Source organism: Rhizobium fabae (assembly GCF_003985135.1).
Lineage (GTDB): Bacteria > Pseudomonadota > Alphaproteobacteria > Rhizobiales > Rhizobiaceae > Rhizobium > Rhizobium pisi.
In genome coordinates this window covers 366,903-392,948 of record NZ_ML133648.1, presented here as the reverse complement: position 1 = coordinate 392,948, position 26,046 = coordinate 366,903, and the positions used below count along the sequence as shown (strand labels likewise).

Annotated in this window: 23 protein-coding genes and 3 pseudogenes; 13 read left to right on the top strand and 13 right to left on the bottom strand. The window is 61.7% G+C overall.

The window, feature by feature from the left end; translation table 11 throughout:
- Window positions 1-4 precede the first annotated feature (4 nt).
- Together EFB14_RS33365 and EFB14_RS10460 are read left to right on the top strand one after the other, a co-directional pair.
- Window positions 5-286, top strand: a pseudogene (locus tag EFB14_RS33365) (histidine kinase); the annotation flags it as partial.
- A complete protein-coding gene (locus EFB14_RS10460; RefSeq protein ID WP_245438226.1) occupies window positions 285-602 on the top strand; it encodes a response regulator in 318 nt (105 codons plus the stop codon). The pseudogene EFB14_RS33365 and the gene EFB14_RS10460, both read left to right, overlap by 2 nt.
- Window positions 603-1,151: 549 nt before the next feature.
- Here the strand turns inward: EFB14_RS10460 and uxuA are convergent.
- Both uxuA and EFB14_RS10450 read right to left on the bottom strand, forming a co-directional pair.
- Window positions 1,152-2,339 (bottom strand): mannonate dehydratase, encoded by a 1,188-nt coding sequence (gene uxuA, locus EFB14_RS10455; protein WP_125842975.1) that lies wholly within the window; start codon window positions 2,337-2,339, stop codon window positions 1,152-1,154.
- 42 nt (window positions 2,340-2,381) lie between these two features.
- A complete protein-coding gene (locus EFB14_RS10450; protein ID WP_126825067.1) occupies window positions 2,382-3,104 on the bottom strand; it encodes a GntR family transcriptional regulator in 723 nt (240 codons plus the stop codon).
- Window positions 3,105-3,270: 166 nt separating this feature from the next.
- On the opposite strand from EFB14_RS10450, the gene EFB14_RS10445 reads away from it, so the two are divergent.
- The 4 genes from EFB14_RS10445 (at window position 3,271) to EFB14_RS10430 (ending at window position 6,360) form a co-directional block, all read left to right on the top strand.
- Complete coding sequence (locus EFB14_RS10445) at window positions 3,271-3,654, top strand: DUF2934 domain-containing protein (protein ID WP_126825064.1); 384 nt, start codon at window positions 3,271-3,273, stop codon at window positions 3,652-3,654.
- A 36-nt stretch (window positions 3,655-3,690) separates the two neighbouring features.
- Window positions 3,691-3,939 carry a hypothetical protein gene (locus EFB14_RS10440; protein WP_125842982.1) on the top strand — a complete coding sequence of 83 codons (249 nt, stop codon included), beginning with the start codon at window positions 3,691-3,693 and terminating at the stop codon, window positions 3,937-3,939.
- A 152-nt stretch (window positions 3,940-4,091) separates the two neighbouring features.
- Window positions 4,092-4,862, top strand: a complete 771-nt coding sequence (locus EFB14_RS10435; RefSeq protein ID WP_164737515.1) for a membrane-anchored protein — start codon at window positions 4,092-4,094, stop codon at window positions 4,860-4,862.
- 223 nt (window positions 4,863-5,085) lie between these two features.
- Complete coding sequence (locus EFB14_RS10430; RefSeq protein ID WP_125842986.1) at window positions 5,086-6,360, top strand: O-antigen ligase family protein; 1,275 nt, start codon at window positions 5,086-5,088, stop codon at window positions 6,358-6,360.
- 113 nt (window positions 6,361-6,473) lie between these two features.
- On the opposite strand, the gene EFB14_RS10425 is transcribed toward EFB14_RS10430, so the two are convergent.
- On the bottom strand, window positions 6,474-8,492 hold the full coding sequence (locus tag EFB14_RS10425; protein WP_125842988.1) for a polysaccharide biosynthesis protein: 2,019 nt from the start codon (window positions 8,490-8,492) through the stop codon (window positions 6,474-6,476).
- Between the two features lie 123 nt (window positions 8,493-8,615).
- Entirely contained in the window at window positions 8,616-9,182 is a 567-nt protein-coding gene (locus EFB14_RS10420) for a sugar transferase (protein WP_125843408.1), read from the bottom strand.
- Window positions 9,183-9,349: 167 nt separating this feature from the next.
- Between EFB14_RS10420 and EFB14_RS10415 the strand changes: the two genes are divergently transcribed.
- Window positions 9,350-9,847: a GNAT family N-acetyltransferase gene (locus EFB14_RS10415; protein ID WP_125842990.1), complete on the top strand. Its 498-nt coding sequence runs from the start codon at window positions 9,350-9,352 to the stop codon at window positions 9,845-9,847.
- A gap of 215 nt (window positions 9,848-10,062) precedes the next feature.
- Here the strand turns inward: EFB14_RS10415 and lpdA are convergent, their stop codons facing one another.
- The 7 genes from lpdA to EFB14_RS10380 form a co-directional block, all read right to left on the bottom strand.
- Window positions 10,063-11,460: a dihydrolipoyl dehydrogenase gene (lpdA, locus tag EFB14_RS10410; protein WP_126825058.1), complete on the bottom strand. Its 1,398-nt coding sequence runs from the start codon at window positions 11,458-11,460 to the stop codon at window positions 10,063-10,065.
- A gap of 3 nt (window positions 11,461-11,463) precedes the next feature.
- A complete protein-coding gene (locus tag EFB14_RS10405) occupies window positions 11,464-12,714 on the bottom strand; it encodes a dihydrolipoamide acetyltransferase family protein (RefSeq protein ID WP_126825054.1) in 1,251 nt (416 codons plus the stop codon).
- A 3-nt stretch (window positions 12,715-12,717) separates the two neighbouring features.
- Window positions 12,718-13,731, bottom strand: coding sequence for an alpha-ketoacid dehydrogenase subunit beta (locus tag EFB14_RS10400; RefSeq protein ID WP_126825051.1), 1,014 nt, complete (start codon window positions 13,729-13,731; stop codon window positions 12,718-12,720).
- Window position 13,732: 1 nt separating this feature from the next.
- Window positions 13,733-14,965, bottom strand: coding sequence for a 3-methyl-2-oxobutanoate dehydrogenase (2-methylpropanoyl-transferring) subunit alpha (locus tag EFB14_RS10395; protein ID WP_125842998.1), 1,233 nt, complete (start codon window positions 14,963-14,965; stop codon window positions 13,733-13,735).
- A gap of 78 nt (window positions 14,966-15,043) precedes the next feature.
- The gene (locus EFB14_RS10390; protein ID WP_126825047.1) at window positions 15,044-16,171 is read right to left on the bottom strand and encodes an acyl-CoA dehydrogenase family protein; all 1,128 of its coding nucleotides are present in this window, start codon (window positions 16,169-16,171) and stop codon (window positions 15,044-15,046) included.
- A 16-nt stretch (window positions 16,172-16,187) separates the two neighbouring features.
- A complete protein-coding gene (locus tag EFB14_RS10385) occupies window positions 16,188-17,375 on the bottom strand; it encodes an acetyl-CoA C-acyltransferase (RefSeq protein ID WP_125843002.1) in 1,188 nt (395 codons plus the stop codon).
- A 23-nt stretch (window positions 17,376-17,398) separates the two neighbouring features.
- Window positions 17,399-18,166, bottom strand: a complete 768-nt coding sequence (locus EFB14_RS10380; protein WP_126825044.1) for a 3-hydroxyacyl-CoA dehydrogenase — start codon at window positions 18,164-18,166, stop codon at window positions 17,399-17,401.
- 81 nt (window positions 18,167-18,247) lie between these two features.
- On the opposite strand from EFB14_RS10380, the gene EFB14_RS10375 reads away from it, so the two are divergent.
- Window positions 18,248-19,303: an AraC family transcriptional regulator gene (locus EFB14_RS10375; RefSeq protein WP_126825041.1), complete on the top strand. Its 1,056-nt coding sequence runs from the start codon at window positions 18,248-18,250 to the stop codon at window positions 19,301-19,303.
- A 2-nt stretch (window positions 19,304-19,305) separates the two neighbouring features.
- On the opposite strand, the pseudogene EFB14_RS10370 reads toward EFB14_RS10375, so the two are convergent.
- Together EFB14_RS10370 and EFB14_RS10365 are read right to left on the bottom strand one after the other, a co-directional pair.
- Window positions 19,306-19,725 (bottom strand): annotated as a pseudogene (locus EFB14_RS10370) (hypothetical protein).
- Window positions 19,715-19,973, bottom strand: a pseudogene (locus EFB14_RS10365) (type II toxin-antitoxin system Phd/YefM family antitoxin). Before EFB14_RS10365 ends, EFB14_RS10370 begins: the two co-directional pseudogenes overlap by 11 nt.
- 154 nt (window positions 19,974-20,127) lie before the next feature.
- Between EFB14_RS10365 and EFB14_RS10360 the strand changes: the two are divergent.
- Genes EFB14_RS10360 through EFB14_RS10340 form a run of 5 tightly spaced genes read left to right on the top strand, consistent with a single transcriptional unit; the run spans window position 20,128 to window position 26,037 of the window.
- A complete protein-coding gene (locus tag EFB14_RS10360) occupies window positions 20,128-21,273 on the top strand; it encodes an isovaleryl-CoA dehydrogenase (RefSeq protein ID WP_126825035.1) in 1,146 nt (381 codons plus the stop codon).
- Window positions 21,270-22,880, top strand: a complete 1,611-nt coding sequence (locus tag EFB14_RS10355) for a carboxyl transferase domain-containing protein (protein ID WP_125843012.1) — start codon at window positions 21,270-21,272, stop codon at window positions 22,878-22,880. Before EFB14_RS10360 ends, EFB14_RS10355 begins: the two co-directional genes overlap by 4 nt.
- 6 nt (window positions 22,881-22,886) lie before the next feature.
- On the top strand, window positions 22,887-24,752 hold the full coding sequence (locus EFB14_RS10350; protein ID WP_126825032.1) for an acetyl/propionyl/methylcrotonyl-CoA carboxylase subunit alpha: 1,866 nt from the start codon (window positions 22,887-22,889) through the stop codon (window positions 24,750-24,752).
- Window positions 24,752-25,204: a MaoC family dehydratase gene (locus EFB14_RS10345; RefSeq protein WP_126825029.1), complete on the top strand. Its 453-nt coding sequence runs from the start codon at window positions 24,752-24,754 to the stop codon at window positions 25,202-25,204. The genes EFB14_RS10350 and EFB14_RS10345 overlap by 1 nt, the downstream gene beginning before the upstream one ends.
- Entirely contained in the window at window positions 25,201-26,037 is an 837-nt protein-coding gene (locus EFB14_RS10340) for an HpcH/HpaI aldolase/citrate lyase family protein (RefSeq protein WP_125843017.1), read from the top strand. The genes EFB14_RS10345 and EFB14_RS10340 overlap by 4 nt, the downstream gene beginning before the upstream one ends.
- The last annotated feature ends 9 nt before the right edge of the window (window positions 26,038-26,046 follow it).

Here is a 26,046-nt window from a genome sequence, read left to right as displayed (position 1 = left end):
TTCCATGTCAAAAGAAGAACCGGTTGTCCATCTCGAAGCGGCAAGCACGCTTGCCGTGGTGGTCTTATCGAACGAACCGCTGCTTTTCCTGTCCGCGGACCAGAAGGTTATTGCAGCCAGCACGTCCTTCTGCCGGACCTTCGAGATAGATCCTGCGACAATTCCCGGCAGAGCGCTCAGCGAGCTCGGAAACGGCGAATGGGCAATGCCAAAACTCGCTTCGCTGCTGAAAGCGACAGCGTCCCGTAGTGCAAGGATCGAGGCTTACGAAATCGACCTCAAACGTGGAATCGGCGGGCTACGAGGCGCTCGAGGCGAGCAATGCCGACGAGGCAATCCGCATCCTGGAATCGAGAGCCGACATCGACCTGGTGTTCACCGACGTGCAGATGCCCGGAACGATGGACGGCATCAAGCTATCCCACTACATCCGCAATCGATGGCCGCCGGTGAAGTTGATCGTTGCTTCAGGCATGGCAATACTCGAAGAGAGCAGCCTCCCCGAGGGAAGCCGGTTCTTTTCAAAGCCCTACAGCAATCATACGATCGCAGACGCAATGGCAGGCATGCTTTCGGGCAACTTTAGGATTCCTACCGCATAAGGAGCCGCCTCAGCGCCGAAGCTGGCTTGCAGCTTGAAACATTGGCTTCGGGCGGAACTGGAGTTCGAGCTTCCATGCCGTCACGCGGCTACCACCTGGATTTGATAGACCAGTCGCCGGGTTGGCGGCTGCCCGTTCTCTTCCAGCGTCGCCGCGGTGCCCGCAGCGCTCCGGCGCCAGTTCACACATAGCTTGACCGGTCAACGGGGCAGCCGTTGGGGATTAGCAAAGCGTAGACCTGAAGGGCGGAAACCGGGACCGACTGCCCTCCGGCAAGCCGTTCCGCTTAGCAGCCCGCGGTGCCCCTCCCAATGGCATATTGTCCAGCCATTCCTTCCCAGCGAAAGAGGACGCAAATCCCGGCCTTTACGTCGGTTTTCGACGGTGGGCCGAGCAAGGCGTCTGGTCGCTCTCCTTGAGACACTCGTGGAGCTTGGCTTAACCGACAACTGACGACATATGATCGACAGCACGATCATCCGGGCCCCCGCCCGGTTCCGCTGGCAGCAGTCGTGACTACGAAGTCGCCCGATACCTTCGACGACATCCTCAGCTCGGCGGCGCGCCAAGCGCATGAAGGATGCCACGGAGTTCGGCGAGACCGCGCATGCGGCCGATGGCCGGGTAGCCCGGGGTCACCGTCTTGTCGAGATCGTCGAGCATGCGATGGCCGTGGTCGGAGCGGAAGACGATCGTGTCTTCAGCGCTGCGGCGGCGGTCTTCGGCAACCAGTTCGCGGAGAACCGCGACCATGTCGGCATCGCCCTCTAGATGTGCGCTTTCGTGGAAGGTTCGGCCGTCGCCCTCGCGGGTCGTGGCACGCAAATGGGCGAAATGGATCCGCGAGGCGAAGCGCCGGGCGATCGCCGGCAGATCGTTGTCGGCGCGCACGCCGAGGCTGCCGGTGCAGTAACACATGCCGTTGGCGGCCGAAGGCACGGCGTCGAAGAGTGCGGCATAATCCTCGCCCGTCGAGGCGATGCGCGGCAATCCGAACAGCGAGCGCGGCGGGTCGTCGGGATGCAGCGTCAGCTTGACGCCGCGCGCTTCGGCAGCCGGCGTCACCGCCTCGAGGAATTCGACCAAGTGCCGGCGCAGCCGTGTGGCATCGATGCCGCTGTAGGCGACCAGCTTCTCCCGGAAGGCCGGAATGGTCAAAGGCTCGGTGGTCGAACCCGGCAGAGCCGAGGTAATAATGCGGGTGATATCGGCAATCTCGTCGTCCGACATGGCTTCATAGACGACGCGCGCCCGTTTGCGGTCTTCATCGGAATAGTGGTGTGCGGCATCCGGCCGCTCCAGAATGAAGAGATCGAAGGCAGCGAAACGCTCGTGATCGAAACGCATGGCGGTGGCGCCGGTCGGCGTCACGAAATCGAGGTCGGTGCGGGTCCAGTCCACAACGGGCATGAAATTATAGCAGACGATCGGAATGCCGCAGGCGGCCACCGCTTCGAGGCTGGCGATCCACGCCTCGATTTCGGCCTTCGCCTCCCCGCCCTTGCGCTTGACGGCATCGGGGATCGGGATGCTTTCGACGACCGACCAGATGAGCGGCGACCGATCGGCAGGCGTCGTCTCGATCAGTGACTGCCGTTCGCGCACTTCCCTTTCCGTCCAGGCCCTGCCGATCGGCACCTGATGCAGCGAAGAGACGATATTGGTCGCGCCGGTCTGGCGAACCTCGTCCAGCGTCACAGGCGCTTCCGGCCCAAACCATCTCCAACCCTGCCGCATTCTTCTTCCTTCCCTTGCCTATTCGTTTCGCGTTGTCTGCCGTCAGCAGAAATAATCGGGATAGCGCGAGCGCAGCTCGTCGACATCTGGAATGACGGCGCTTAGGTGGTGAATCATCGCGGCACGTGCTGCCGTGGCATCGTGGGCGGCGAGCGCGTCGCGGATGACCATGTGTTCATGCACCACCTTGTCCGCGCGCCCGAGCACCGGCAGCGTCAGCCGCCGCGCCCGGTCGATCTGTATCTTCACCGTTTTCAGGATCGCCCAGATGCCGGGATAACCTGATATCTGTGCGATCGCCTCATGAAAGGCCTCGTCCTCCTCATGGAAGCTCGAGGCGTTGCCGCCCGCAGCATACCACTGCTGGCGGGCGATGATGGCGTCGAGGCGAGCGATATCAGCTGCGGTAGCGGTCAGGGCCGCGGTTTCGATAGTCGCGCCTTCAAGCGCCTTGCGCACCACCACCGCCTCGGGGATCGCCGAGACCGGCACGCGCGACACGATGGTACCCGACTGCGGATAGATATCAACCAACCCGCCTTCGGAAAGCCTGAGCAAAGCCTCGCGCACCGGCGTGCGGCTGACCCCGAAATCTTCGGCGATCCGCTTTTCCTGCAACATCATGCCGGGCGGCATCCTGAGAGAGACGATGTCGGCATGCAGGCGCTCGTAGATGGCGCCAGCCGTGGTGACACGGCGCAGCCTTCCGACGGCTTCCTGCGACGCCGGATGGACGAAGACTTCTGTTTCTGATGTCTGTCGCATGGCGATACCGGGCGCTGATGTTATGGCATACTAGTATATCAATAGTTTTCAGCTGCCAAGTCGTGCTGCAGAGGAGTGGCTCTCCAACAGCCTATGACGGCTCCCAGGGGAATGTCTTGGAACTTCGATCAGCCGAGTTGGTTGTATCCTTACCAAGGAGACGGTTATGAAAACCCAAGTGCGACGCAAGACAAACGGAAAGGCGACCAACGACGCACGGCCAAAAGATTCATCCGCGGTGGAGGCGGCTAAGCAAAAATCGACCCTGCGGGCCGCAGTCGGAAACGGCAGGTCGCCGGCATCCATTCGCGAGGAGGAAATCCGGAAAAGGGCATATTTCCTTTGGGAGAAGGAGGGTCGGCCGCAGGGAAGGCATGGACATCACTGGAAGTTGGCCGAACACGAACTCGAGAGCGAAGCCAGCAACCCTCCCAACCTAGAAGCACTGAGAGAGGCTTCGCGCCAATTTGCCGATGCATTTCTCGTCAAGACGGATATTGAGGATGCAGATCAACGCGGAGCCTCCCCCGGCACGCGCGAACAGGATTGAACTGCCGCCTCGAGCCAATCTCAGAAAGGTTCCGACATGGCTGACAAACGAAACTTAAACGCCGGTTTCACAGGAACACCCGCCGAGCAACCGGAAGGTTTGGCCAAGGCCGCGCAGTCCGCAGCCACTGAGGTGAAGCGCGAGATCTACGCAGTCGCCTCTGGCGCCAGAGACCATCCGCACACAGCAGGCGCGCTGATGCTCGGCACCAGTATTCTGGCATTCGGGCTCGGCTATCTCATCGGCCGGTCAGCGCAGGAGCGCTCGCCCCGCACCTATTGGTGATAGCGATCCTTCCAAATCGCCGACGTGACGCCCCTCCCCTGCCGCACATTCGTCGCCAACTCGCTTGACGGCTGGCGCAACCAAAGGGCCTGCTTGCATCGATCAAAGGCGGCCTATATACACCGGCGATAATCTCCACAGTGGTATCGCCGATGTTGAAAATGTTTTCGGCGGCAAGGAAATATATCCCTCGCCGGATCAAATATCTGTTGCGAAAGCCCACGCCGCCGGCCACTGCTGCGCCATTTGCCGGCCCTGTCGTGGTGCTGGGATCCGCGCCGAAATCCCACAAGCCGATTGGCCTAGACGCGACCTATCGCATCATCTCCGTCAACGCCTCGCAGCTTGCTCTTCAATCCTGGGACATCGACGCGCCCGATATTACACTGATGGGCTATAATGAGATCGAAGGCACCAATACGAGTGCGGTCGAAGTGAGACGCGTTCTTGCCGGGAAGCGCACGGGCGCCCTCTATGTCCTCGCCTGGCGGCATGGCCGCGAGCGCCTGGAAGCAGGCCTCAAGGCCATTGGTTATGGCTGCAATGAGGCCCACATCGTCGATCGCTATCAACGGATCGCGTTGCTGCACAAGGTCAGCGGACGCCTGAACCTTGAACTCGACGCCGAGACAAAGTGTTCAAACGGCATCATCGCGGTGCTCTTTGCTCTCTACAATGGCGCGACGGCTGTGATCATATCCGGCATCAATCCCCATTCGGCTGGCCACGTTTACAATGGCGTCAATCTGGCCCGCAAACACGTCCGCATGGATGCTGAAACGCTGGCACGGCTCGTCAGTCTCGGTTATCCCATCTACACGGCCGACCCGCAGGTCTCGGAAGAGATCGGCCTGCCGCTCTGGCAGGGCGATGACCATATCGATTCAAAAACGAAGATAGCTTCTGAACGCGTTCGGACGTAAATTTCAAACTAGGGCCGCACCTCAAACGTGTTTTCTGACAAACCGGCCTTGCCGTCGCATTTGTCTCGCCACCCGCGTCATTAATTGGAACAAGTTCATCCGGGCATCTGGTTGCCGGAATGCGACACCGGGTAAAAGCCATGGATTGCGCCCTCATTCGCAGCTTGACAGAGGGGGTCTCGATCCTTAGCGAGGCAGCATTGACGCGGTCAGGACCGGCAAAGTGAAATACTTCAATCAACTCATGATAGCAGCGCTCTATCCCGGGAATGGGGCAAGGAATGCACTCGATCGAAATAACGGCATTTCGGTCTTTCTCTTTGCCATACTGCCGGGCCTTTCGCCGAACGGGAATTCCATCATCCTCACCGTGTCGATGGTGTGGGCTATATTCTGTCTGGCGACGCGCCGCTTTCCCCTGAACCTGTCGAAATCCGACCGGCTGGTCGCCATCGGCATGTCGATCTACCCGTTGGTGATGATTGCCGGCATATTCATCAATCCGCAGCCCTTCGAAGGGCTAGGCTGGATTATACGGCTCCTGCCGTTCTTTTCGGTTTGGCTGATATTGCCGCGGATGCGTCAATCTCCCAATGGCCGCCTCGTGCCGCTCTTCATCCTCGGGGCAGGCATCGGCATGATCGCCACCTTCGTTTTGAGCCTCTGGCAGGTGCAATTCGGTTTTGACAGGGCTGAAGCAGGCACGACGAACGCCGCCTTGTTGGGCATCATCGGTGTGCTCTTTGGCGGCATTGCGCTTCTCAACCTTCAGTCTCCCAGAAAGACCGAGCAAAGAATAGCGGTGCTTGGATATGCCGCAGGCCTAGGCTGCGTTCTGCTTTCCGGAACGCGATCGGCCTGGTTGGTCATCCCGGTACATGCCGTCATCTTTCTCTGGTATTTCAGCAGACATCGTTTCCACTTCAGCTTGCGCAGCCTGGCCATCACGGGCTCCTTATTGTTGTTTGGACTTCTTGCTCTGAGCAGCGCCCAGATCCTCAATCGCATTCAAACATTTCAAGAAAATGTGGCCGCGCTCGACCGCAGCGATGGCGATGTTACATCGCTCAGCGCCCGGCTCACCCTGTACAAAGCCGCTTTGTCGGCAATCAATAAGGACCCTTTTACCGGCTACGGTCCACAAAACAGGATGAGTACGGTTCTGGCAGAGGTTCCTGAAGAGATAAGACAGCAGGTCGCTTTCACGCACGTTCACAATGGTTTTCTGACCGCGGGAATCGACGCCGGCGTCTTCGGCATGGCGGCACTTTCGCTTATGCTCCTGACGCCGCTGATTGGCGCGTGGAGAAAGGAACCGGGACCTGGCCGGGATATGGCCATTGCGCTCGCTCTCCTGCTGGCTACCAGCTATGTCATAACGGGCAGTTTTGGTATCATGTTCGGCCAGAAGGCGTTGGACCCGATCTTCGCCTTCATCGTCGCCTTGATCTGCGCGGACCGAGGCGATACGCGCTTCGTCCCCGTCGTACAGAGCTGAGCTCCCAGCAGCCTGAGAGCATCTCCGTTGTTGCTGAGGGCGGAAGTGCCTTCACTCTTTCGCTTTCAAGCATTCCTAGCGCAAACGGCATGCAGACTTTTGCGCGACATGCTTTAGCTGGCGACCGATGTCCCCATAGCCGATGTATAGGTTTCAGCACCGCCGGTAAAAGCCAGATCCGAAACCTCACCCGTTGACGAGTAGCCGGAGACGAGTTCCGCCAACATCGCACGTGCCCCGATCATGTCATTGCGATCCAATACCGCCGTGAGCGAGGTGAGCTTTTTCGAAAGCTCAGGCCAGAGCAGGAAATCCTCGCGCGCCTTCATGATCCGGGGATGTTCGGTCCCCGTTGGATTATCCCCGATTAGAAGTTCCTCATAGAGCTTCTCGCCCGGCCGGAGACCGGTAACGGACAGCTCGATATCCCCTTCGGGGTTGTCCTCGTCGCGGACGGTCAGCCCGGAAAGCTCTACCATCTTGCGGGCGAGATCTGCGATGCGAACAGGTTCGCCCATGTCGAGCAGGAAAACATCTCCGCCCTCGGCCATGGCGCCCGCCTGAATGACGAGCTGCGAGGCCTCCGAAATCGTCATGAAATAGCGGGTAATCTCTGGATGTGTCAGCGTAACGGGACCACCGTCTCTGATCTGCTGCCTGAATAGCGGCACGACGGATCCGGAGGAGCCGAGGACGTTTCCAAAGCGAACCATGGAGAAATTCGTTCGCACGCCGTCGACGACCGGCTCCGCCGCAAGCGCCTGTAGGACCATCTCCGCCAATCTCTTGCTGGCGCCCATCACATTTGTTGGGCGCACGGCCTTGTCCGTGCTGATCAGCACGAAATTCGAGACGCCGCATCTATTCGCCGCCCGTGCCGCGATCAACGTGCCGATGACATTGTTTTTGATACCTTCCACGGCATTGTGCTCGACAAGGGGCACATGCTTATAGGCGGCGGCGTGATAGAGCGTCTGCGGTCGCCAGCTCTGCATGATGTGCTCCATGCGATCCTGATCGCGAACCGAACAGAGAATCGGAACGATCTCCGGACCCGTTTGCTTGTATAGCTCGGCCAGCTTCAGCAATTCAGCATGGATATTGTAAAGCGCAAACTCGTTCTGATCGATGAGGATCAGACTGGAAGGCGCATTGCGCAGGACCTGGCGGCACAATTCACCGCCGATCGAGCCGCCCGCACCGGTGACCATCACCACCTTGTTGCGCATCGCTTTGTCGAGCAACTCCTGGCGCGGCGCAACCGCCTCTCTCCCGAGCAAATCTTCGATCTCCAGTTCACGGATGTCGGAGACTGCGACGCGCCCTTGAGCCAGGGCCGTCAGATCCGGCAGCGTGCGAACATTTACCCTGGCCTTGCGAATACGCTCCAGGATTTCATTGCGGCGCTGCCGAGATGCGGAGGGGAGAGCAAGAAGCACGTTATGCACGCCAAGCGCTTCGGCGAGCACCGGAAGGTCCGACGGGTCGTAGATTGGCAAACCGCCCATGATGCCGCCCTTGAGGCGCGGATCATCGTCCAGGTAACCGACGACATTCAATTCAGCACTGTTCGTCAAGGCGCCTGCGAGCTGCCGCCCGGCGTTGCCTGCTCCGTAGATCAGCATCTTGGCGAGCGTATTCTTATGAAGGATACGCTGGTAGGTATCCCCAAGCCAATAACGGATACCGACCCTCGACAGGCCGATCGCGATCAACAACAGGAAGGGCTGGAGAATGCCGACGGTTCTAGGGACGCCCGGGACGCTGAGTGCCGTAAATATCGTCATGAAAGCGACGCCATAGATCGCAATGGCCTTCAGGACGGCAATGAACGCAGCCAAACCGGCATAACGGAAGATTGCCCGATACATGCCCATCACGATGAAGATGGGAAGCGCCATGCACAAAGAGACGAAGACGGGCAGCCACTGCACCCCGCTCAGCATCGTCCATTCGTTGAGACGGAAGCAATAGGCCAGCCAGATCGTCAGAACGCAAAAGCTGGCATCCACCAGCAAAGCCAGAGCGCGTTTGGCAGCACGCGGCATCGCCAGCAGAGGGCCGACGAGCGCCTGCATCGGCTTTAGAAACCATCCTGAGCGCAGCGTCTCAGTGGGCGTATTTTCAGGCATTGCTTACCAGCGTCTCGTGGACCAATTAGACAACCACGTTCTTGTCATTTTCTGCAATGAGCGCAACTGAAATAATCGGAAAGCGCAGTCTTCCGCACCGATTATCTATCAGAAGTAGGCAAATTAATGCGTTATTCCCTTTCGGCGGATCACCTTGCCGGCGGTCAAAAACAGGATGCGCATGTCGAAGCCGAATGAACGCCGGTTGAGATATTCGACATCGAGTTTCACCTTCTCGGGAATCGGCAATTCGTCACGCCCGTTGATCTGCGCCCACCCCGTCAATCCAGGCAGGAGCCTGTCGACGCCGTGGGCCGTTCGCATCTCTATAAGATCATACTGATTGTAGAGCGCCGGCCGTGGTCCGACAAAACTCATCTTCCCCCCAAGAATGCACCAGAGCTGCGGCAGCTCGTCGAGGCTGGATTTGCGTAAAAACGAGCCGATGGGCGTCAAGAACAGATCAGGATTTTCGAGCAGATGCGTGGCAACAGTCGGCGTGTCGATGCGCATGCTGCGAAATTTCGGCATCAAGAAAATCTGATTGAAACGCCCGACACGTTTTGACCAATAAAGGATCGGTCCCGGCGACGTAAGGCGAACACAAAGGGCGACGATAAGGCTTGGAATAAGCAGTATCAGCGACGCTATCACTGCCAGGAAAATATCCACCGCTCGTTTCAACCCCATACTCCCCAGCTCTGCCATTGTCTTGCCACTCGCGACTACCCTGCCGTATCGTCAAAAAGCGTTTTCGCGTCAACTATACGATCTCATGGAGTTCACAACGCCGATCGACGGAGCATTCCCGAGTGCCGTCGCTACCTTTTGAACCCAAGTCAAAGTGATTGAAGACAATGCATGTTCGAAAGGCAGTGTCCGCCGATGCACAGGAGCTATCCAGCCTCCTGAACGAAATCATCTTGGCGGGCGGAACAACCGCACTCGAAACTCCGCTTTCGGCTGCGGAGTTTGCGGATTGGTTTATTGACGGCGAATTTCCCCTTGTGTGTCATGTCGCGGAGCATGATCGGATGCTTGTCGGATTTCAGTCGCTGAGCTCATACGGCGATCCGCCGAGAGGCTATGCGGATATCGCGACATTTGCCCGCCTGACTCCCAAGTTTCCCGGTGTCGGCCGCGCCCTTTTTCCTGCAACACGAGCAGCGGCTGAAGAACTTGGGCTCGAATTCATCAATGCGACCATTCGTGCCGACAATGTCAGCGGCCTCGCCTACTACGCAAAGATGGGCTTTGAGCCCTATGACAGACTTGTCCAGGTTCCGCTCCTCGATGGAACTCCCGTCGATAGGATCAAGAGGCGCTTCAAAGTCAGTGTCTCGCCCCACACATAACCTTGCCATTGGCGGTACGTGGGGCAAAATCGGTGGCAGCGTTTTCGGTAAGCGAGCATAGAAGTGTGCATAACCCGGCGTTATGCAATTTTTGCATTTATTTGGTGCAATTCATATATCTTGACAATCTAAAGATGAGGCCGCAAGCTTGCGCGATGGCGAGTCTGCCTTAACGTTCTGCCGAAGAATCCGGCGATATCCGGTCGAGCCCCGGCTTAGATGTGTAAAGCGCTCCCCAGCGCCTTCAGCGCCGCCTCCATCACCGCTTCGCTGCGGGTCGGATGCGCGTAGATAGTGCCGGCGATGTCTTCCAGGCGTGCGCCCATCTCGATGGCCAGCGCAAAGGCGGCCGAGAGTTCGGAGACACCGGCCCCGACCGCCTGCAGGCCGAGCACGAGATTGGTGTCGGCGCGGGCCACAACGCGCACGAAGCCCTCATCGGACAGCATCGTCATCGCCCGTCCGTTAGCACTAAAGGGAAATTGGCCGGTGCGGATTTCATAGCCCTGGGCCTGGGCTTCCGCCGGCGAGAGACCGGCGCTGACGATTTCGGGGTCGGTGAAGCAAATGGCGGGAATGCACCGCTTGTCCCAGGCCCGCTTCTTGCCCGCAATGATTTCCGCCACCATCTCCCCTTGCGCCATGGCACGATGGGCAAGCATCGGCTCACCGGTCACGTCGCCGATCGCATAAATGCCGCGCATCGAGGTGCGGCACAGATCGTCGATCCTGAGATAGGGACCGGCGCGATCAAGATCGAGCTCTTCGAGGCCGGAGCCCGCCGTCCTCGGGCGGCGGCCGACGGTGACGAGGATTCGGTCTGCAGGCAGGGTCTGTTGCCGGCCATCTGATGTTTCGATAATCAATGCCTCGCCATTGTCGGCAAGGCCGATCGCCTTCGCACTTGTCAGAACCCTGATACCGCTTTCGGTGAGTTTGCGCATGACGGGACGCACCAGCTCGGCATCATAGAGCGGCAACACCTGCGGCGTCGCCTCGACGACCGTCACCTCCGAGCCCATCTTGGAAAAAGCCGTTCCGAGCTCCAATCCGATGTAACCGCCGCCGACCACGACGAGCTTTTTCGGCAGCTCCGTCAGTGACAGCGCCTCCGTCGAGGAAATGACGCTGCCGCCAAAGGGCAGGTTGGCAAGCTCGACGGGATCGGAGCCGGTCGCGATCACCACGGTCTCGGCGCGGATGATCTGCTGGCCGGTTTCGGTCTCCACTTCCACCGTCTTGCCGTCGCGGAAGTGGGCGCGGCCGTGAACGATCTTGACCCGTGCCTTCTGCAGCAGTCCCGAGACGCCGCCTGTAAGCCGTCCAACGATGCCGTCCTTCCAGGCGATCGTCCTTGCGAGATCGATCGAAGCCCCTTGGACGCGAATGCCCATTGGGTTCTTGCCGGCGAGCATTTTTTGCGTGGCGTCGAATTCCTCGGCGGCATGGATCAGCGCCTTGGAGGGAATGCAGCCGACCGTCAGGCAGGTGCCGCCCGGCTTGCCGGCCTCGACAATGACGGTATCGATGCCGAGCTGGCCGGCGCGGATGGCGCAGACATAGCCGCCCGGACCGGCGCCGATGACGAGGAGCTTGCAGACAATCTCTTTCATGGATCAGCCTTCGATGAAAATGAGTGCCGGCGTTTCGAGCAGCGTGCGGATGCGCTGCACGAAGGTTGCCGCATCCCAGCCGTCGATGATGCGATGGTCGAAGCTGGAGGAGAGGTTCATTATCTTGCGTGGCACGAACTGCGCGCCGTCCCAGACCGGCCGCGTGGCGATCTTGTTAACGCCAATGATCGCCACTTCAGGGTGATTGATGACAGGTGTCGAGGCGATGCCGCCGAGAGCGCCCAGCGAGCTGATGGTGATCGTGGAGCCGGAAAGCTCGTCGCGCGTCGCAGTCCCCGAGCGCGCCGCTTCCGCCAGCCGGCTCATCTCCGCCGCGCAATCCCAGATGCCGCGCGCTTCCGCGTGTCGCACGACAGGCACGGTTAGGCCGGCCGGCGTCTGCGTGGCGATGCCGATGTGCACAGCGCTATGGCGAGTGATGATGCCGGCGTCGTCGTCGAAGGTGGCGTTGACCTCCGGCTGCTCGGATATCGCCTTGACCAGCGCCCGCATCAAAAAGGGCAGAACGGTCAGCTTCGGGTGACCCGCCCGGCGGTCGCCGTTCATGGTGGCGCGCAGCTCCTCGAGCGCCGTCATATCGACTTCCTCCACATAGGTGATGTGGGGGATGCGCGAAGTAGACAGGACCATCTTCTCGGCGATGCGCCGGCGCAGGCCTGTCAGCTTGATCTCCTCGGTCGCGGTCTTCCTGGCAAAGCCGTTCTTCACCGCTGCAGGGGCGGTTCCGCTCGCCTGGGCGAGGAACTGCTCGACATCCTCGCGCAGGATCCGCCCGGCCGGTCCGCTCCCCTGCAATTGCCTGAGATCGACGCCGCTTTCCCTGGCGAAGAGCCGGACGGAGGGAGCGGCAAGCGGCTTTTCCGCCGGCGCGGCCGCCGGCGCCGGCGCCACGGGCACCGGCGCTGCCGGGACAGGCTTCGCAATCTCGGTTTTGACCGTTTCGGCAATCGGCGCCTGCGAGATCTGCACCGCCTGAGCCCCGCCGGCATCTCCCGCCGTCTCGATCCGTACCAAGGGCGCCTTGACCGCGATGCGATCTCCGACCTCGCCGGCAAGCCAGATGACGGTGCCGTTGACGGGAGAGGGAATTTCCACCGTTGCCTTGTCGGTCATGACGGCGGCGATCACCATGTCCTCGCGGACCGGATCTCCGGTCTTCACGTGCCATTCCACAAGTTCGGCCTCGGCAACCCCTTCCCCGACATCTGGCATCTTGATGATGAATTCGCCCACTGCTTAGGCCTCCATGACTTCGGCAAGCGCCCGCCCGACCCGGCCGGGACCGGGGAAATAGTCCCACTCCTGCGCATGCGGATAGGGCGTATCCCAGCCGGCAACGCGCACGACCGGCGCCTCGAGATGATAGAAGCAATGTTCCTGCACCAGCGCCACAACCTCGGCGCCGAAGCCTGAGGTCAGCGTCGCCTCATGCACGACGACGCAACGTCCTGTTTTCGCGACCGACTGGACGATCGTATCGAGATCGAGCGGCAAAAGGCTTCTGAGATCTATCACCTCGGCATCGATGCCGGCATCCTCGGCCGCGGCAAGCGCCACATGCACCATCGTGCCATAGGCGACCACCGTCACCGCCGAGCCGGCGCGCCGCACCTCGGCCTTGCCGATCGGGATCGTGTAATGGCCATCAGGCACCTCACCGAGATCATGCTTCGACCAGGGCGTCACCGGCCGCTCGTGATGGCCGTCGAATGGGCCGTTGTAGAGCCGTTTCGGCTCCAGGAACATGACGGGATCCGGGTCCTCGATCGCCGCGATCAGCAGGCCCTTGGCGTCATAGGGATTGGACGGCACGATGACCTTCAGCCCGCAGACATGGGTAAAGAGCGCTTCCGGGCTCTGGCTATGTGTCTGGCCGCCGAAGATGCCGCCGCCTGTGGGCATGCGCACGACGATCGGGCAGGTGAAATCGCCGTTGGAACGGTAGCGGATGCGCGCCGCCTCCTGCGTCAGCTGGTCATAAGCCGGGTACATGTAGTCAGCGAACTGGATTTCGACGCAGGGCTTCAGCCCGTAGGCCGCCATGCCGATCGCCGTGCCGACGATGCCGGATTCGCTGATCGGCGTATCGAAGCAGCGCGTCCTGCCGTATTTCGCCTGCAGGCCCTGCGTGCTGCGGAAGACGCCGCCGAAATAGCCGACATCCTCGCCGAAGACCACGACATTGTCGTCCCTTGCCATCGAGACGTCCATGGCGCTGCGCACGGCCTCGATCATTGTCATTCTGGTCATGTCAGTACCCCGCCTTCTGCCGCTGACGGCGGATATGCGGCGGCATCTCGGCATAGACGCCCTCGAAAATGTCGCGCACCGAAGGCCTGCCGCCGGCATGCAGCGTGCCATGCGTTTCTGCCTGGCGTTGCGCCTCGATCACTTCGTCCATGATTTCGGCTTCGGCCTGCACGTACCGCTCTTCCGACCATGCGCCCTTGACGATCAAATGTTTCTTCAGCCGCAACACGGGATCGCCGAGCGGCCAGGCTTCCGATTCCGTCTTCGGCCGGTAGGCACTCGGATCGTCGGAGGTCGAATGCGCGCCGACACGATAGGTCACATATTCGATCAGCGTCGGGCCGAGATTGCGCCGCGCGCGCTCGGCCGCCCAGCGGGCAACGGCATGGACGGCGAGATAGTCGTTTCCGTCGACCCGCAGCGCCGGAATGCCGAAGCCGAGGCCGCGGGCGGCAAAGGTGCCGGAGCCGCCACGGGCGATGCCCTGGAAGGTGGAGATCGCCCATTGGTTATTGACGATGTTGAGGATGACCGGCGCCTTATAGGTCGAGGCGAAGACGAGCGCCGAATGGAAATCCGATTCCGCCGTCGATCCATCGCCGATCCAGGCCGCGGCAATCCGGCTGTCGTTCTTGATCGCCGAGGCCATCGCCCAGCCGACGGCCTGCACATATTGGGTGGCGAGATTGCCCGAAATCGTAAAGAAACCGTGCTCCTTGGAAGAATACATGATCGGCAGCTGCCGCCCACGCAGGGGATCGCTCTCATTCGAGTAGATCTGGTTCATCATCTCGACCATCGGATAGTCGTCGGCAATCAGCAGGCCCGCCTGGCGATAGGTCGGAAAATTCATGTCTCCCTTGTTGAGCGCCTTGCGGAAGGCGCAGCTGACGGCCTCTTCGCCGAGATGCTGCATGTAGAAGGAGGTCTTGCCTTGTCGCTGCGCCATCAGCATACGGGCATCGAAAGCGCGCAGCTTCATCATGTTTCGCAGCCCGGTCAAAAGCTCTTCATCGGAGAGGGAGCCCGCCCAGGGGCCGACGGCCTCGCCGTCACGGTTCAGCACGCGGATGATCGAATAGGCGAGATCACGGATGTCCTCGGATGCAACATCCACCTCCGGCCGTGGCACGGAACCGGCCTTGGCGATCTTGACGTTGGAAAAATCCGGCTGGCCGCCTGGGCGGACGGCGGGTTCGGGGACGTGCAGGCTCAAACGAGCGGATTCCACCATGTCGTTTCTTTCCTCCCTTTGCCGGCCCTGCCCCTCTCCCCGGAAGCGGGCCGGATGTCATTCTTATAGATTGCGGGCTCATAGATTGCGGGCGATCACCATGCGCTGCACGTCGCTCGTTCCCTCATAGATCTGGCAGATGCGCACATCGCGGTAGATGCGCTCGACAGAATAGTCGGCGGTGTAGCCATAGCCTCCGTGGATCTGGATCGCATCGGAGCAGACGCGCTCGGCCATCTCGGAAGCGAAGAGCTTTGCCATCGAAGCTTCCGACAGGCAGGGAAGCTCCGCTTCCCGGAGAGAGGCGGCGTGAAACACGAGCTGCCGCGCCGCCTCGATCCGCACCGCCATGTCGGCAAGGCGGAAGGCAACCGCCTGATGCTCGATGATCGGCTTGCCGAAAGCCGTACGCTCCCTGGCGTAATCGCGCGCCGCCTCGAAGGCCGCCCGCGCCATGCCGACCGCCTGGGCGGCGATGCCGATCCGCCCGCCTTCGAGATTGGCGAGCGCGATGCGATAACCTTCACCTTCAGACCCGAGCCTCAGCTCGACGGGAACGCTCATGCTGTTGAAGGCGATCTGGCAGGTGTCGGAGGAATGCAGGCCAAGCTTCTCCTCGACGCGGATCACTTCGTAGCCCGGGGTGTCCGTCGGCACGATGAAGGCGGTGATCCCCTTTTTGCCGGCGCCCGGATCGGTGACGGCGAAGACGATGATGATATCGCCGTTCTTCCCCGAGGTGATGAATTGTTTGGAGCCGTCGAGCACATAGTGGTCGCCATCACGCCGCGCCCGGGTCTTGAGGTTCGAGGCATCGGAACCGGCCTGCGGCTCGGTGAGCGCAAAGCCGCCGATCCATTCGCCGCTTGCCAGTTTCGGCAGGAAGCGCTGCCGCTGCTCCTCAGTGCCGAATTTCAGGATCGGCACGCAGCCGACCGAGCTATGCACACTCATGATCGTCGAGCATGGTCCGTCGCCTGCGGCGATCTCTTCCAGCGCGGCGGCATAGGCGATCACGCCGGTATCCGACCCGCCATAGGCTTCCGGCACCAGCATGCCGAGCAGGCCTAACTCGCCCATCTCCTTCAGTTCCTCGCGCGGGAAGAGATGCTCCCGGTCGCGCTTGGCCGCACCCGGCGCCAGCCGGTCGCGGGCAAAGTCACGGGCGAGATCTGAGATTTGCTGCTGGAGGTCGGAAAGGATCATCTGTTCCCCCTCCCCGCTAGTGCCGCTCGATGGCGACTGCCGTCGCCTCGCCGCCGCCGATACAGAGCGCGGCCATGCCGCGCTTCAGGTCGTAGCGCTCCAGCGCCGCAAGCAGCGTCACCAGAATGCGGGCTCCGGAAGCGCCTATGGGATGGCCGAGCGCGCAGGCGCCGCCATGCACATTGACCTTTTCATGCGGCAGTTTGAGATCGCGCATCGCCGCCATGGCGACGACGGCGAAGGCCTCGTTGATTTCGAAGAGATCGACCTCCGAGAGCGCCAGGCCGGTACGATCGGACAGTTTCTGCAATGCGCCGATCGGCGCGGTGGCAAAAAGATTAGGCGCCTGCGAATGGGTAGCATGGCCAAGGATCGTGGCATGCGGCTTGAGGCCGCGATGCTCCGCCTCGGAGCGGCGCATCAGCACCAGGGCTGCCGCGCCATCGGAAATCGAACTGGAATTGGCGGCCGTCACCGTGCCGCCATCACGGAAGGCGGGCTTCAACGTCGGGATCTTGTCGAGCTTCGCCTTGCCCGGCTGTTCGTCGCGGCTCACCACCTGCTCTGACTTGCCCGACTTCACCGTGACCGGCACGATCTCGCTGTCGAACCAGCCTTCGGCAATCGCCTTCTGCGCCCGCGTCAGCGAGGCGATGGCGTAGGCATCCTGCGCCTCGCGCGTGAACTGATAGGCCTCAGCGCAATCCTCCGCGAAGCTGCCCATCAAGCGCCCCTTGTCATAAGCATCCTCCAGCCCGTCGAGGAACATGTGATCCACGACACGCCCATGGCCGAGCCTGTAGCCGCCACGGGCCCTGTCAAGGAGATAGGGCGCATTCGTCATGCTTTCCATGCCACCCGCGACGGCGATCGAGGCGCTGCCGGCGGCGATCGCGTCATGCGTCATCATGACCGCCTTCATGCCCGAACCGCACATCTTGTTGACGGTGCTCGCCGCGGTCGCGAAGGGCAGGCCGGCATGGATCGTCGCCTGGCGCGCCGGCGCTTGCCCCTGGCCCGCCGGCAGCACGCAACCGAAGACGACCTCCTCGACTGCCTCGGCCGCGATGTGGCTGCGCTCAAGCGCCGCGCGGATCGCCGTTGCTCCGAGCTCCGGCGCCGTCGCCTCCTTCAGCTCTCCCTGAAAGCTGCCGATCGGGGTGCGCGCTGCACCGACGATGACGATGGGATCCTGCAAAACCATCTTTCCTCCTTGGGGCGACGCGTTCAGCGCGCGCCCATCCGCAATGCGCCGTCGAGGCGGATGACCTCGCCGTTCAGCATGTTGTTTTCACAGATATGGCGCACCAACCCTGCAAATTCCGCCGGCCGGCCGAGCCGCGGCGGAAAGGGCACGCTCTGGCCGAGTGCGGCCTGAACCTCGGCCGGCATGCCTGCCATCATCGGCGTCTCGAAAATACCGGGCGCGATCGCGACGACACGAATGCCATGACGGGCGAGCTCGCGGGCGATCGGCAGGGTCATCGCCGCCACCCCGCCCTTGGAAGCGGCATAGGCCGCCTGGCCGATCTGACCATCGAAGGCTGCGACCGACGCAGTATTGACGATCACGCCGCGTTCGCCTTCGCCATCCGGCTCCGAATTCTGGATCGCGGCGGCGGCAAGCCGGATCACGTTGAACGTGCCGATGAGATTGATGCCGATGGTGCGCGCAAAACTTTCCAGCCGATGCGGCCCGTCGCGACCGATCACCTTTTCGGCCGGTGCCACGCCGGCGCAATTCACCAAGCCGCGTAAGTCCCCGAAAGCTTCGAGGGCTGCAGCGATCACCGCGGCTCCTTCCTCGCCATCCGTCACGTCAGCCTTGACGAAACGGGCATCGCTCCCGAATTCCCGGACGATTTCCTGACCGGCTTCCACGTTGAGGTCGGCGACAGTTACCCGCCCGCCGGCTTCCACAAGCATACGCACTGTGGCCGCGCCAAGGCCGGAGCCGCCGCCGGTGACGATGAAGCTTGCACCTCGGATCAGCATGAATCTTCCTCCCTGCCGGCTACGTCCTCCTCCAAGCGCAGCCGGCAGGTACGATTCTATTCGCTCCCCCTATTGCAAGCGATGACAGAACTGCTCCATTATTTCGGCCAGTTTTGCCATAGCGGGGTTGAGATGGCCGAGATCGAGCGGCGGATGATCGCGCCTGCTTTCGTGGAGGAGGCGCTCGACAGCCTGCGGCGGCTCGGGAAACCGACGGCGCCGGTCCTCGACCGAGCCGGCCTGTCCTTCGTCGATCAGCCGGTTTCGGCGGAAACCTATGGGGCGCTCTGGCTGGCAATTGCCGCCGAACTCGACGACGAATTCTTCGGCATGGGCGCACGGCCGATGCGCAGCGGCAGCTTCACGCTGCTCTGCCATTGCGTGCTGCACGCGCCGACGCTGGGTCATGCGCTACGCAGGGCGCTGCGCTTCCTCGATGTCATGCTCGACGACCCCCGCGGGCGGCTCGTCATCCGCGATGGTCTGGCCGAGATCGAACTCCGGGATGCCGGCGACCCGCGTTCGGCCTTCGCCTACCGCACCTATTGGATCATCCTGCACGGCATCACCTGCTGGCTGGTCGGCCGGCGCATTCCGATCCGCCTCGTCGATTTCCGCTGTACGGAGCCGAAACAAGGCGCCGACTACCGGCTCTTCTTCGGCGCGCCTGTGCGCTTTTCGCAACCGATCAGCCGGCTCGGCTTCGACAGCACCATGCTCGACCTGCCGATTACGCGCAGAGAACAGGCGCTCAAACAGTTCCTGCGCGGCGCTCCCGCCAATATTTTGGTGCGCTATCGCTATGATGCCGGCATCGCCGCGGCCGTCCGCCGGCGCTTGAGCCAGGCAACGCCTGCTGCCTGGCGGAGCTTCGCCGAAATCGCTGCAGACATGCGCATGCCGCCCTCAACGCTGCGCCACCGCCTGCGCGACGAGGGACAAAGCTATGCTGCCATCAAAGACGACATCCGCCGGGACCTCGCCGTCGATCTGCTACTGGGCACACCGAAGACCATCGGCGAGATCGCCGTGCAGCTCGGTTATTCCGAACCCAGCGCGTTCTTTCGTGCTTTCCGAAAATGGATGGGCAAGAGCCCCGAGACTTTTCGGCGAGAGGAAGCGGGGGAACAGGCATGAGGTCAGTCGAACCGCTTAACCCGACTTGATTGGCCTCGCACTTTCGCGAACATCGCGGCAATCTTCATCATGAAGGATTTGCTGAAGCGACCGAGAACTTCCTGATGAGGCTCGATGTACCAGGAGTGCTCGACGATATCGTAATTATATTCATCTACGACGATCCAACTCTGTTGGAGATCGCCGAGACCAGCCCGCCGACGCTCGATGTCGGGAATTTCCAAGGTAACCCTCCCCATCTGCGGCGGCTGCGTGGTGATTGCCAGAAGGACGAGGTGCGTATTTCCATCGCTCGCGCTACGGATTGCAACGACAACACAGACCGGCCGCTGTTTTCATCCTTCGGTCTCACCACGCTGCTGTTGCCACGCCCAGAGATAGGGATAGGTTATTATCTCACCGGGACGAAACTCATGGTTCATCGTCAGCCTTCGCCGCGTGCCAATCGCTCGATTGCCTCGCCAAACAGTTCGGCATGCTCGTCCGGCATCTCCGAGATGATGTGGGCACGGCGCGGGTCGCTGCCACTCCGCATGCGCTCATAGTGCTCGTAACTCATCAGCACGAAACGCGGCTTGTTGTGGCGAGTAAGAACGACCGGCTCGCGGCTCGCGGCATCGGTGACATCGCCGACCTGTTTGTTGAGATCACCTGTCGTGAATTGTCGCATCGATAATATCTCCATTCGATTTCCATATATTCCATGTTTTCCATATTTTCAAGAAAATGGCATCCGAGCAGATGTGAGCGCACTTGCCGGCATCGTTCAACGGCACTTTGAACCCGACGCAACCCGCGCTACATATTCTATCGGGAGGAGTGCCATGTTTGATTTTTCGCTCGGCGAAACCGCGGACGCGATCCGCGAAACGACGGCGCGATTTGCCGCCGATCATATTGCTCCGCTCGCTGCGGAGATCGACGACAGCAACACGTTTCCGCGCCGGCTCTGGCCCGAGATGGGGGCGCTCGGCCTGCATGGCATCACCGTCGAGGAAGAATTCGGCGGCGCCGGTCTCGGTTATCTCGAACATGTCATCGCCATGGAAGAGGTCTCGCGTGCCTCGGCCTCAGTAGGCCTGAGCTATGGCGCTCATTCCAATCTCTGCGTCAACCAGATCCGCCGCTGGGCCTCGCCGGAGCAGAAACATCGATATCTGCCGAAGCTGATCTCCGGTGAACATGTCGGCTCGCTCGCCATGTCAGAAGTAGGTTCCGGTTCCGATGTCGTTTCCATGCAGCTGCGTGCCGAGCGAAAGGGCGATCGCTATATCCTGAACGGCACCAAGTTCTGGATCACCAATGCGCCGCATGCCGATGTGCTGGTCGTCTATGCCAAGACCGATCCGGCAGCCGGCCCGAAAGGCATTTCCGCGCTCATCATCGAAAAGGGCCTGCCCGGTTTCAGCGTCTCGAAAAAACTTTCCAAGCTCGGCATGCGCGGCAGCGATACAGCCGAACTGGTGTTCCAGGATTGCGAAGCGCCGGCCGAGGCGCTGATGGGCCGGGAGGGAGAAGGCGTGAAGATCCTGATGTCCGGTCTCGATTACGAGCGAACTGTGCTTGCCGGCGGTCCGCTCGGCATCATGCAGGCCTGCCTCGATGTCGTGCTGCCCTATGTGCGGGAGCGCAAGCAATTCGGTAAACCGATCGGCGATTTCCAGCTGATGCAGGCCAAGATCGCCGACATGTATGTCGCGCTGAATTCTGCGCGCGCCTATGTCTATTCCGTCGCACGCTCCTGCGACGCCGGCCGTACGACGCGCACGGATGCCGCTGCCGCCATCCTCTTTGCCAGCGAGAATGCCGTAAAGGTCTCGCTGGAGGCGATCCAGGCGCTCGGCGGCGCAGGCTACACCAAGGAATGGCCGGTCGAGCGCTTCCTGCGTGACGCCAAGCTTTATGATATCGGCGCCGGCACCAACGAGATCCGCCGCTACCTGATCGGCCGGGAGCTTATCGCATCATGACGGTGATTTCCTCGGCGATCGATCGCGACAGCGAGACTTTCAAAGCCAATGCCATCAAGAACAGGGCGCTCATCGATGAACTCTACGAGCGCTCGGCGAAGACTCGCGAAGGCGGCTCGCAAGCGGCCCGCGAACGTCACGCCGGCAAGGGCAAGCTCCTGCCGCGCGACCGTATCCAGCTCCTACTCGATGCCGGCAGCCCTTTCCTGGAGATCGGCGCGCTGGCGGCCAATGGCATGTATGGCGATGAAGCACCGGGTGCCGGCATCATATCAGGCATCGGGCGCGTGTCCGGCCGCGAGGTGATGATCGTCGCCAATGATGCGACGGTGAAGGGCGGCGCCTATTACCCGCTGACGGTGAAGAAACATCTGCGGGCGCAGGAGATCGCCCTGCAGAACCGGCTGCCCTGCCTCTATCTCGTCGACAGCGGCGGCGCCAATCTTCCGCATCAGGCCGAGGTTTTTCCCGACCGCGACCATTTCGGCGCGATCTTCTATAATCAGGCGCAGATGTCGGCCGAGGGAATCCCACAGATCGCCTGCGTCATGGGAAGCTGCACCGCTGGCGGCGCCTATGTACCCGCCATGTCGGACGAAACGGTGATCGTGCGCAATCAGGGTACGATCTTCCTCGCCGGCCCGCCGCTGGTGAAGGCCGCGACCGGCGAGATCATCTCGGCCGAGGAACTCGGCGGCGCCGAAACCCATGGCCGTCGCTCCGGCGTCGTCGATCACGTGGCGGAAAATGACGAACACGCGCTGCTTCTGATGCGCGATATCGTCGCCAGCCTCAACAGCGTGAAATCCGTCGATATCGACATCCAGGCTCCGCGTCCGCCGAAGCTCAACGCCGAGGACCTTCACGGCATCATTCCCGATGACGTGCGCTCGCCCTATGACGTACGCGAAGTCATCGGCCGGATTGTCGATGGCTCGGAACTGCATGAGTTCAAGCCGCTCTACGGCACCACGCTGGTCTGCGGCTTCGCCCGCATCTGGGGAATGCCCGTCGCCGTCATCGCCAATAACGGCGTGCTTTTTTCCGAAAGCGCGCTGAAGGGCGCGCATTTCATCGAACTCGCCTGCCAGCGCCGTGTGCCGCTGCTCTTTCTGCAAAACATTTCCGGCTTCATGGTCGGCGGCCGTTATGAGGCCGGGGGCATCGCCAAGGATGGGGCAAAGCTGGTGACGGCGGTTGCGACCGCTACCGTGCCGAAGGTCACCGTCATCATCGGCGGCAGCTTCGGCGCCGGCAATTACGGCATGTGCGGCCGCGCCTATCGCCCGCGCTTCCTCTTCACCTGGCCGAACAGCCGCATCAGCGTGATGGGCGGCGAACAGGCGGCCTCGGTGCTCGCCACCATCCGCCGCGACGCGATGGAGGCGCGCGGAGAGAATTGGCCCCTTGAAGAGGAAGAGGCCTTCAAGGCGCCGATCCGCGCCGGATACGAGGCCGAGGGCAATCCCTATCATGCCACCGCTCGCCTTTGGGATGACGGCATCATCGATCCGCGCCAGACCCGCGATGTGCTGGGCCTTGCCTTTTCCGCCTGCCTGAATGCGCCGATCCCGAAAGGGCCGCGCTTCGGCCTGTTCAGGATGTGAGCGGCGATGATGGAAAGCCTTCTCATTGCCAACAGGGGCGAAATCGCCCGCCGCATCATCCGCACGACCAAGATGCTCGGCATCCGCACCATCGCCGTCTATTCCGAGGCCGACGCCGGCCTGCCGTTCGTCAGGGAAGCGGACGAGGCAATCGCCATCGGCCCGGCTCCGGCGCGCGAGAGCTATCTTTCAGAGGCACGCATCCTGCAAGCCGCCCGGAAAACCGGCGCCGCCGCGATCCATCCCGGTTACGGCTTCCTCTCGGAAAATGCCGAATTTGCCGAGGCGGTGGAGAAAGCCGGCATCATCTGGGTCGGCGCGCCCCCGGCGGCCATCCGGGCGATGGGGCTCAAGGACGCCGCGAAGGAGCTGATGCAGGCAGCCGGCGTGCCTGTTACCCCTGGTTACCTCGGACCGGACCAGAGCGAAGAGAGGCTGACGGCGGAAGCCGAAGCCACCGGTTATCCCGTGCTCATCAAGGCCGTCGCCGGCGGCGGCGGCAAGGGAATGCGCCGCGTCGACCGCGCTCAGGATTTCGCTGAACATCTTGCCGCCTGCCGGCGTGAGGCGGCTGCCTCCTTCGGCGACGACCGCGTGCTGATCGAGCGCTACATCAGCAATCCGCGCCATATCGAGGTGCAGGTTTTTGCCGACAAACACGGGAACTGCGTTCATCTCTTCGAACGCGATTGTTCGCTGCAACGCCGCCACCAGAAGGTTATCGAGGAGGCCCCTGCCCCCGGCCTCGATGCCGCCACACGCGCGGCGATCTGCGATGCGGCAGTGAAGGCCGCAAGAGCGGTGAATTATGTCGGCGCCGGCACCATTGAGTTCATCGCCGATGCTTCCGCCGGCCTGCATCCCGACCGTATCTGGTTCATGGAGATGAACACACGCCTGCAGGTGGAACACCCCGTCACCGAGACGATTACCGGCGAGGATCTGGTGCTTTGGCAGCTCAAGGTCGCGGCCGGCGAGCCACTGCCGAAGATGCAAAATGAGATCGTCAGGAACGGCTGGGCGTTCGAAGCCCGGCTCTATGCCGAAAATCCGGCCGCCGGATATCTGCCGTCGACCGGACGGCTCGAACATTTGAAGCTGCCGCAAAGGGTCCGCGTCGATAGCGGCGTCGAACAGGGCGATGAGATCACTGCCTTCTATGATCCGATGATCGCCAAGATCATTGCGCATGGGCCGAACCGCGAGGCTGCACTTTCAAAGCTCGCGGCCGCCTGCGCCGGGATCGAGGTCTGGCCGGTTAGGTCCAATGCCGGTCTTCTCGCCCGTATTGCCGTCGAGCCGGACTTTCGCGCGGCTCGGATCGATACCGGCTTCCTCGACCGCCACGGTGAAAGCCTTGCAGCAAAGGAGCCTGACGAGACGGTCATCGACAGAGCGGCCACTGCGCTTTCGATGGGCGCGGATGATGATCCCTGGTCGGCGCTGCGCGGTTTTCGTATCGCCGGGCCAAACGACAACCGAATGCGCGTGCGCATCGACGGTCACCTCTACTGGGGACGCGCACGCCCGGACCTTGAGCCAAATGCCGTCGAGATGGACGAAACAACGGTGCTTTTCGACGCCGGCAACGCTTGGCCGATCGGCCTGCCTGCTGCGAGCGAGGTCGAGGCGAACCATGGCCCGGGCGATGGCGCGATCCTGTCGCCCATGCCCGGCCTCGTCATTTCGGTGGATGTCGCCGAAGGCGATCGCGTTGCCAAAGGAGACCGTCTGCTGACGGTTGAGGCGATGAAGATGGAACATACGCTACGCGCACCCTTCGACGGCACCGTCGGAAAGCTGCAGGCTTCCACTGGCATCAGGGTTTCGGAAAACCAGCTGGTCGTCACCGTGGTGGAGGAGGAGGATTGATGGCAGGCCGTTATTTCGACGAGTGGGTGGTCGGCGACCGCATCGTCCACGAGATCCGTCGCACGGTCACCGAGACCGACAACCTGCTCTTCACGACGCTCTCCCACAATCCGCAGCCGCTGCATCTCGATGCCGATTATGCAGCCGGCACCGAATTCGGCCGCATCGTCGTCAACGGCACCTTCACCTTTGCGCTCACCGTCGGCCTCTCGGTTGGCGACACCACGCTCGGCACGCTCGTCGCCAATCTCGGCTATGACAAGGTGACGATGCCGAAGCCAGTCTTCATCGGCGATACGCTAAGGGTGGAAACGGAGGTGACGGAACTGCGCCGCTCGAACTCCCGCCCCGATGCCGGCATCGTCACCTTCCGGCATCTGACGCTTAACCAGCGCGATGAGATCGTCTGCCAGTGCCTGCGCACGGCCATGCTGAAGGTGAAACCGTCATGAGGCTGCGCTCGCTGCTCTTCGTGCCCGGCGACCGGCCGGAGCGTTTCGAAAAGGCGCTCGCCTCAGGCGCCGATGCCGCCATTCTCGATCTCGAAGATTCGGTCGCGCCCGCCAACAAGCCGCGAGCCCGCGAGGCCGTGCACGATTTCGTCCTCGCTCATGCCGGCGCAACCCCTCTCCTTGTCCGCATCAACCCCCTCACCTCCCCGGAATTCCAGAATGACCTTGCTGCTCTGAGCGGCCTTCATCCTTTCGCAATCATGCTGCCGAAAGCCGAGGGGGCGGCTTCCGTGCTGAAGCTCGCAGGCTCTCTTGCATCTGAAATCCCCATCTTGCCGATTGCGACCGAGACACCATCGGCGATCTTCGAGATTGGCAGCTACCGGGATGTCGCAACCAACCTCTGCGGCCTGACCTGGGGTGCTGAGGATCTGCCCGCCGCAATGGGTGCCGCGACCGCGCGCAGGACGGATGGCCGTTACACGCCGCCTTACGAACTTGCTCGCTCGCTCACGTTATTCGGGGCGCATGCCGCCGCCGTCCCGGCCATCGAAACCGTCTATCCCGATTTCCATGATCTCAACGGTCTTAGGGCCTATGTTGGCCGCGCCCGGCGCGACGGCTTTTCCGGCATGATGGCCATCCACCCCAGCCAGGTCGAAACGATCAACCACGCCTTCACGCCCGACGCATCCGAGATCGCCTGGGCCGAGAAAGTCGCCGGCGCCTTTGCTGCCAGGCCGGACGCGGGCGTCATCCAGCTTGACGGGCGTATGCTTGATCTGCCGCATCTCAAGCTCGCGCTCCGCATTCTGGAGACATCAGGACGATAGTCCGCAATC

Coding starts and splice junctions, on each gene's coding strand:
- EFB14_RS10345 (WP_126825029.1), top strand. CDS start 24,752: ATGGCAGGCCGTTATTTCGACGAGTGGGTGGTCGGCGACCGCATCGTC.
- EFB14_RS10375 (WP_126825041.1), top strand. CDS start 18,248: ATGACAGAACTGCTCCATTATTTCGGCCAGTTTTGCCATAGCGGGGTT.
- EFB14_RS10395 (WP_125842998.1), bottom strand. CDS start 14,965: ATGGTGGAATCCGCTCGTTTGAGCCTGCACGTCCCCGAACCCGCCGTC.
- EFB14_RS10440 (WP_125842982.1), top strand. CDS start 3,691: ATGGCTGACAAACGAAACTTAAACGCCGGTTTCACAGGAACACCCGCC.
- EFB14_RS10450 (WP_126825067.1), bottom strand. CDS start 3,104: ATGCGACAGACATCAGAAACAGAAGTCTTCGTCCATCCGGCGTCGCAG.
- EFB14_RS10385 (WP_125843002.1), bottom strand. CDS start 17,375: ATGGTTTTGCAGGATCCCATCGTCATCGTCGGTGCAGCGCGCACCCCG.
- EFB14_RS10420 (WP_125843408.1), bottom strand. CDS start 9,182: ATGGGGTTGAAACGAGCGGTGGATATTTTCCTGGCAGTGATAGCGTCG.
- EFB14_RS10380 (WP_126825044.1), bottom strand. CDS start 18,166: ATGCTGATCCGAGGTGCAAGCTTCATCGTCACCGGCGGCGGCTCCGGC.
- lpdA (WP_126825058.1), bottom strand. CDS start 11,460: ATGAAAGAGATTGTCTGCAAGCTCCTCGTCATCGGCGCCGGTCCGGGC.
- EFB14_RS10425 (WP_125842988.1), bottom strand. CDS start 8,492: ATGCCTGAAAATACGCCCACTGAGACGCTGCGCTCAGGATGGTTTCTA.
- EFB14_RS10360 (WP_126825035.1), top strand. CDS start 20,128: ATGTTTGATTTTTCGCTCGGCGAAACCGCGGACGCGATCCGCGAAACG.
- EFB14_RS10355 (WP_125843012.1), top strand. CDS start 21,270: ATGACGGTGATTTCCTCGGCGATCGATCGCGACAGCGAGACTTTCAAA.
- EFB14_RS10390 (WP_126825047.1), bottom strand. CDS start 16,171: ATGATCCTTTCCGACCTCCAGCAGCAAATCTCAGATCTCGCCCGTGAC.
- EFB14_RS10415 (WP_125842990.1), top strand. CDS start 9,350: ATGCATGTTCGAAAGGCAGTGTCCGCCGATGCACAGGAGCTATCCAGC.
- EFB14_RS10350 (WP_126825032.1), top strand. CDS start 22,887: ATGATGGAAAGCCTTCTCATTGCCAACAGGGGCGAAATCGCCCGCCGC.
- uxuA (WP_125842975.1), bottom strand. CDS start 2,339: ATGCGGCAGGGTTGGAGATGGTTTGGGCCGGAAGCGCCTGTGACGCTG.
- EFB14_RS10435 (WP_164737515.1), top strand. CDS start 4,092: ATGTTGAAAATGTTTTCGGCGGCAAGGAAATATATCCCTCGCCGGATC.
- EFB14_RS10400 (WP_126825051.1), bottom strand. CDS start 13,731: ATGACCAGAATGACAATGATCGAGGCCGTGCGCAGCGCCATGGACGTC.
- EFB14_RS10445 (WP_126825064.1), top strand. CDS start 3,271: ATGAAAACCCAAGTGCGACGCAAGACAAACGGAAAGGCGACCAACGAC.
- EFB14_RS10340 (WP_125843017.1), top strand. CDS start 25,201: ATGAGGCTGCGCTCGCTGCTCTTCGTGCCCGGCGACCGGCCGGAGCGT.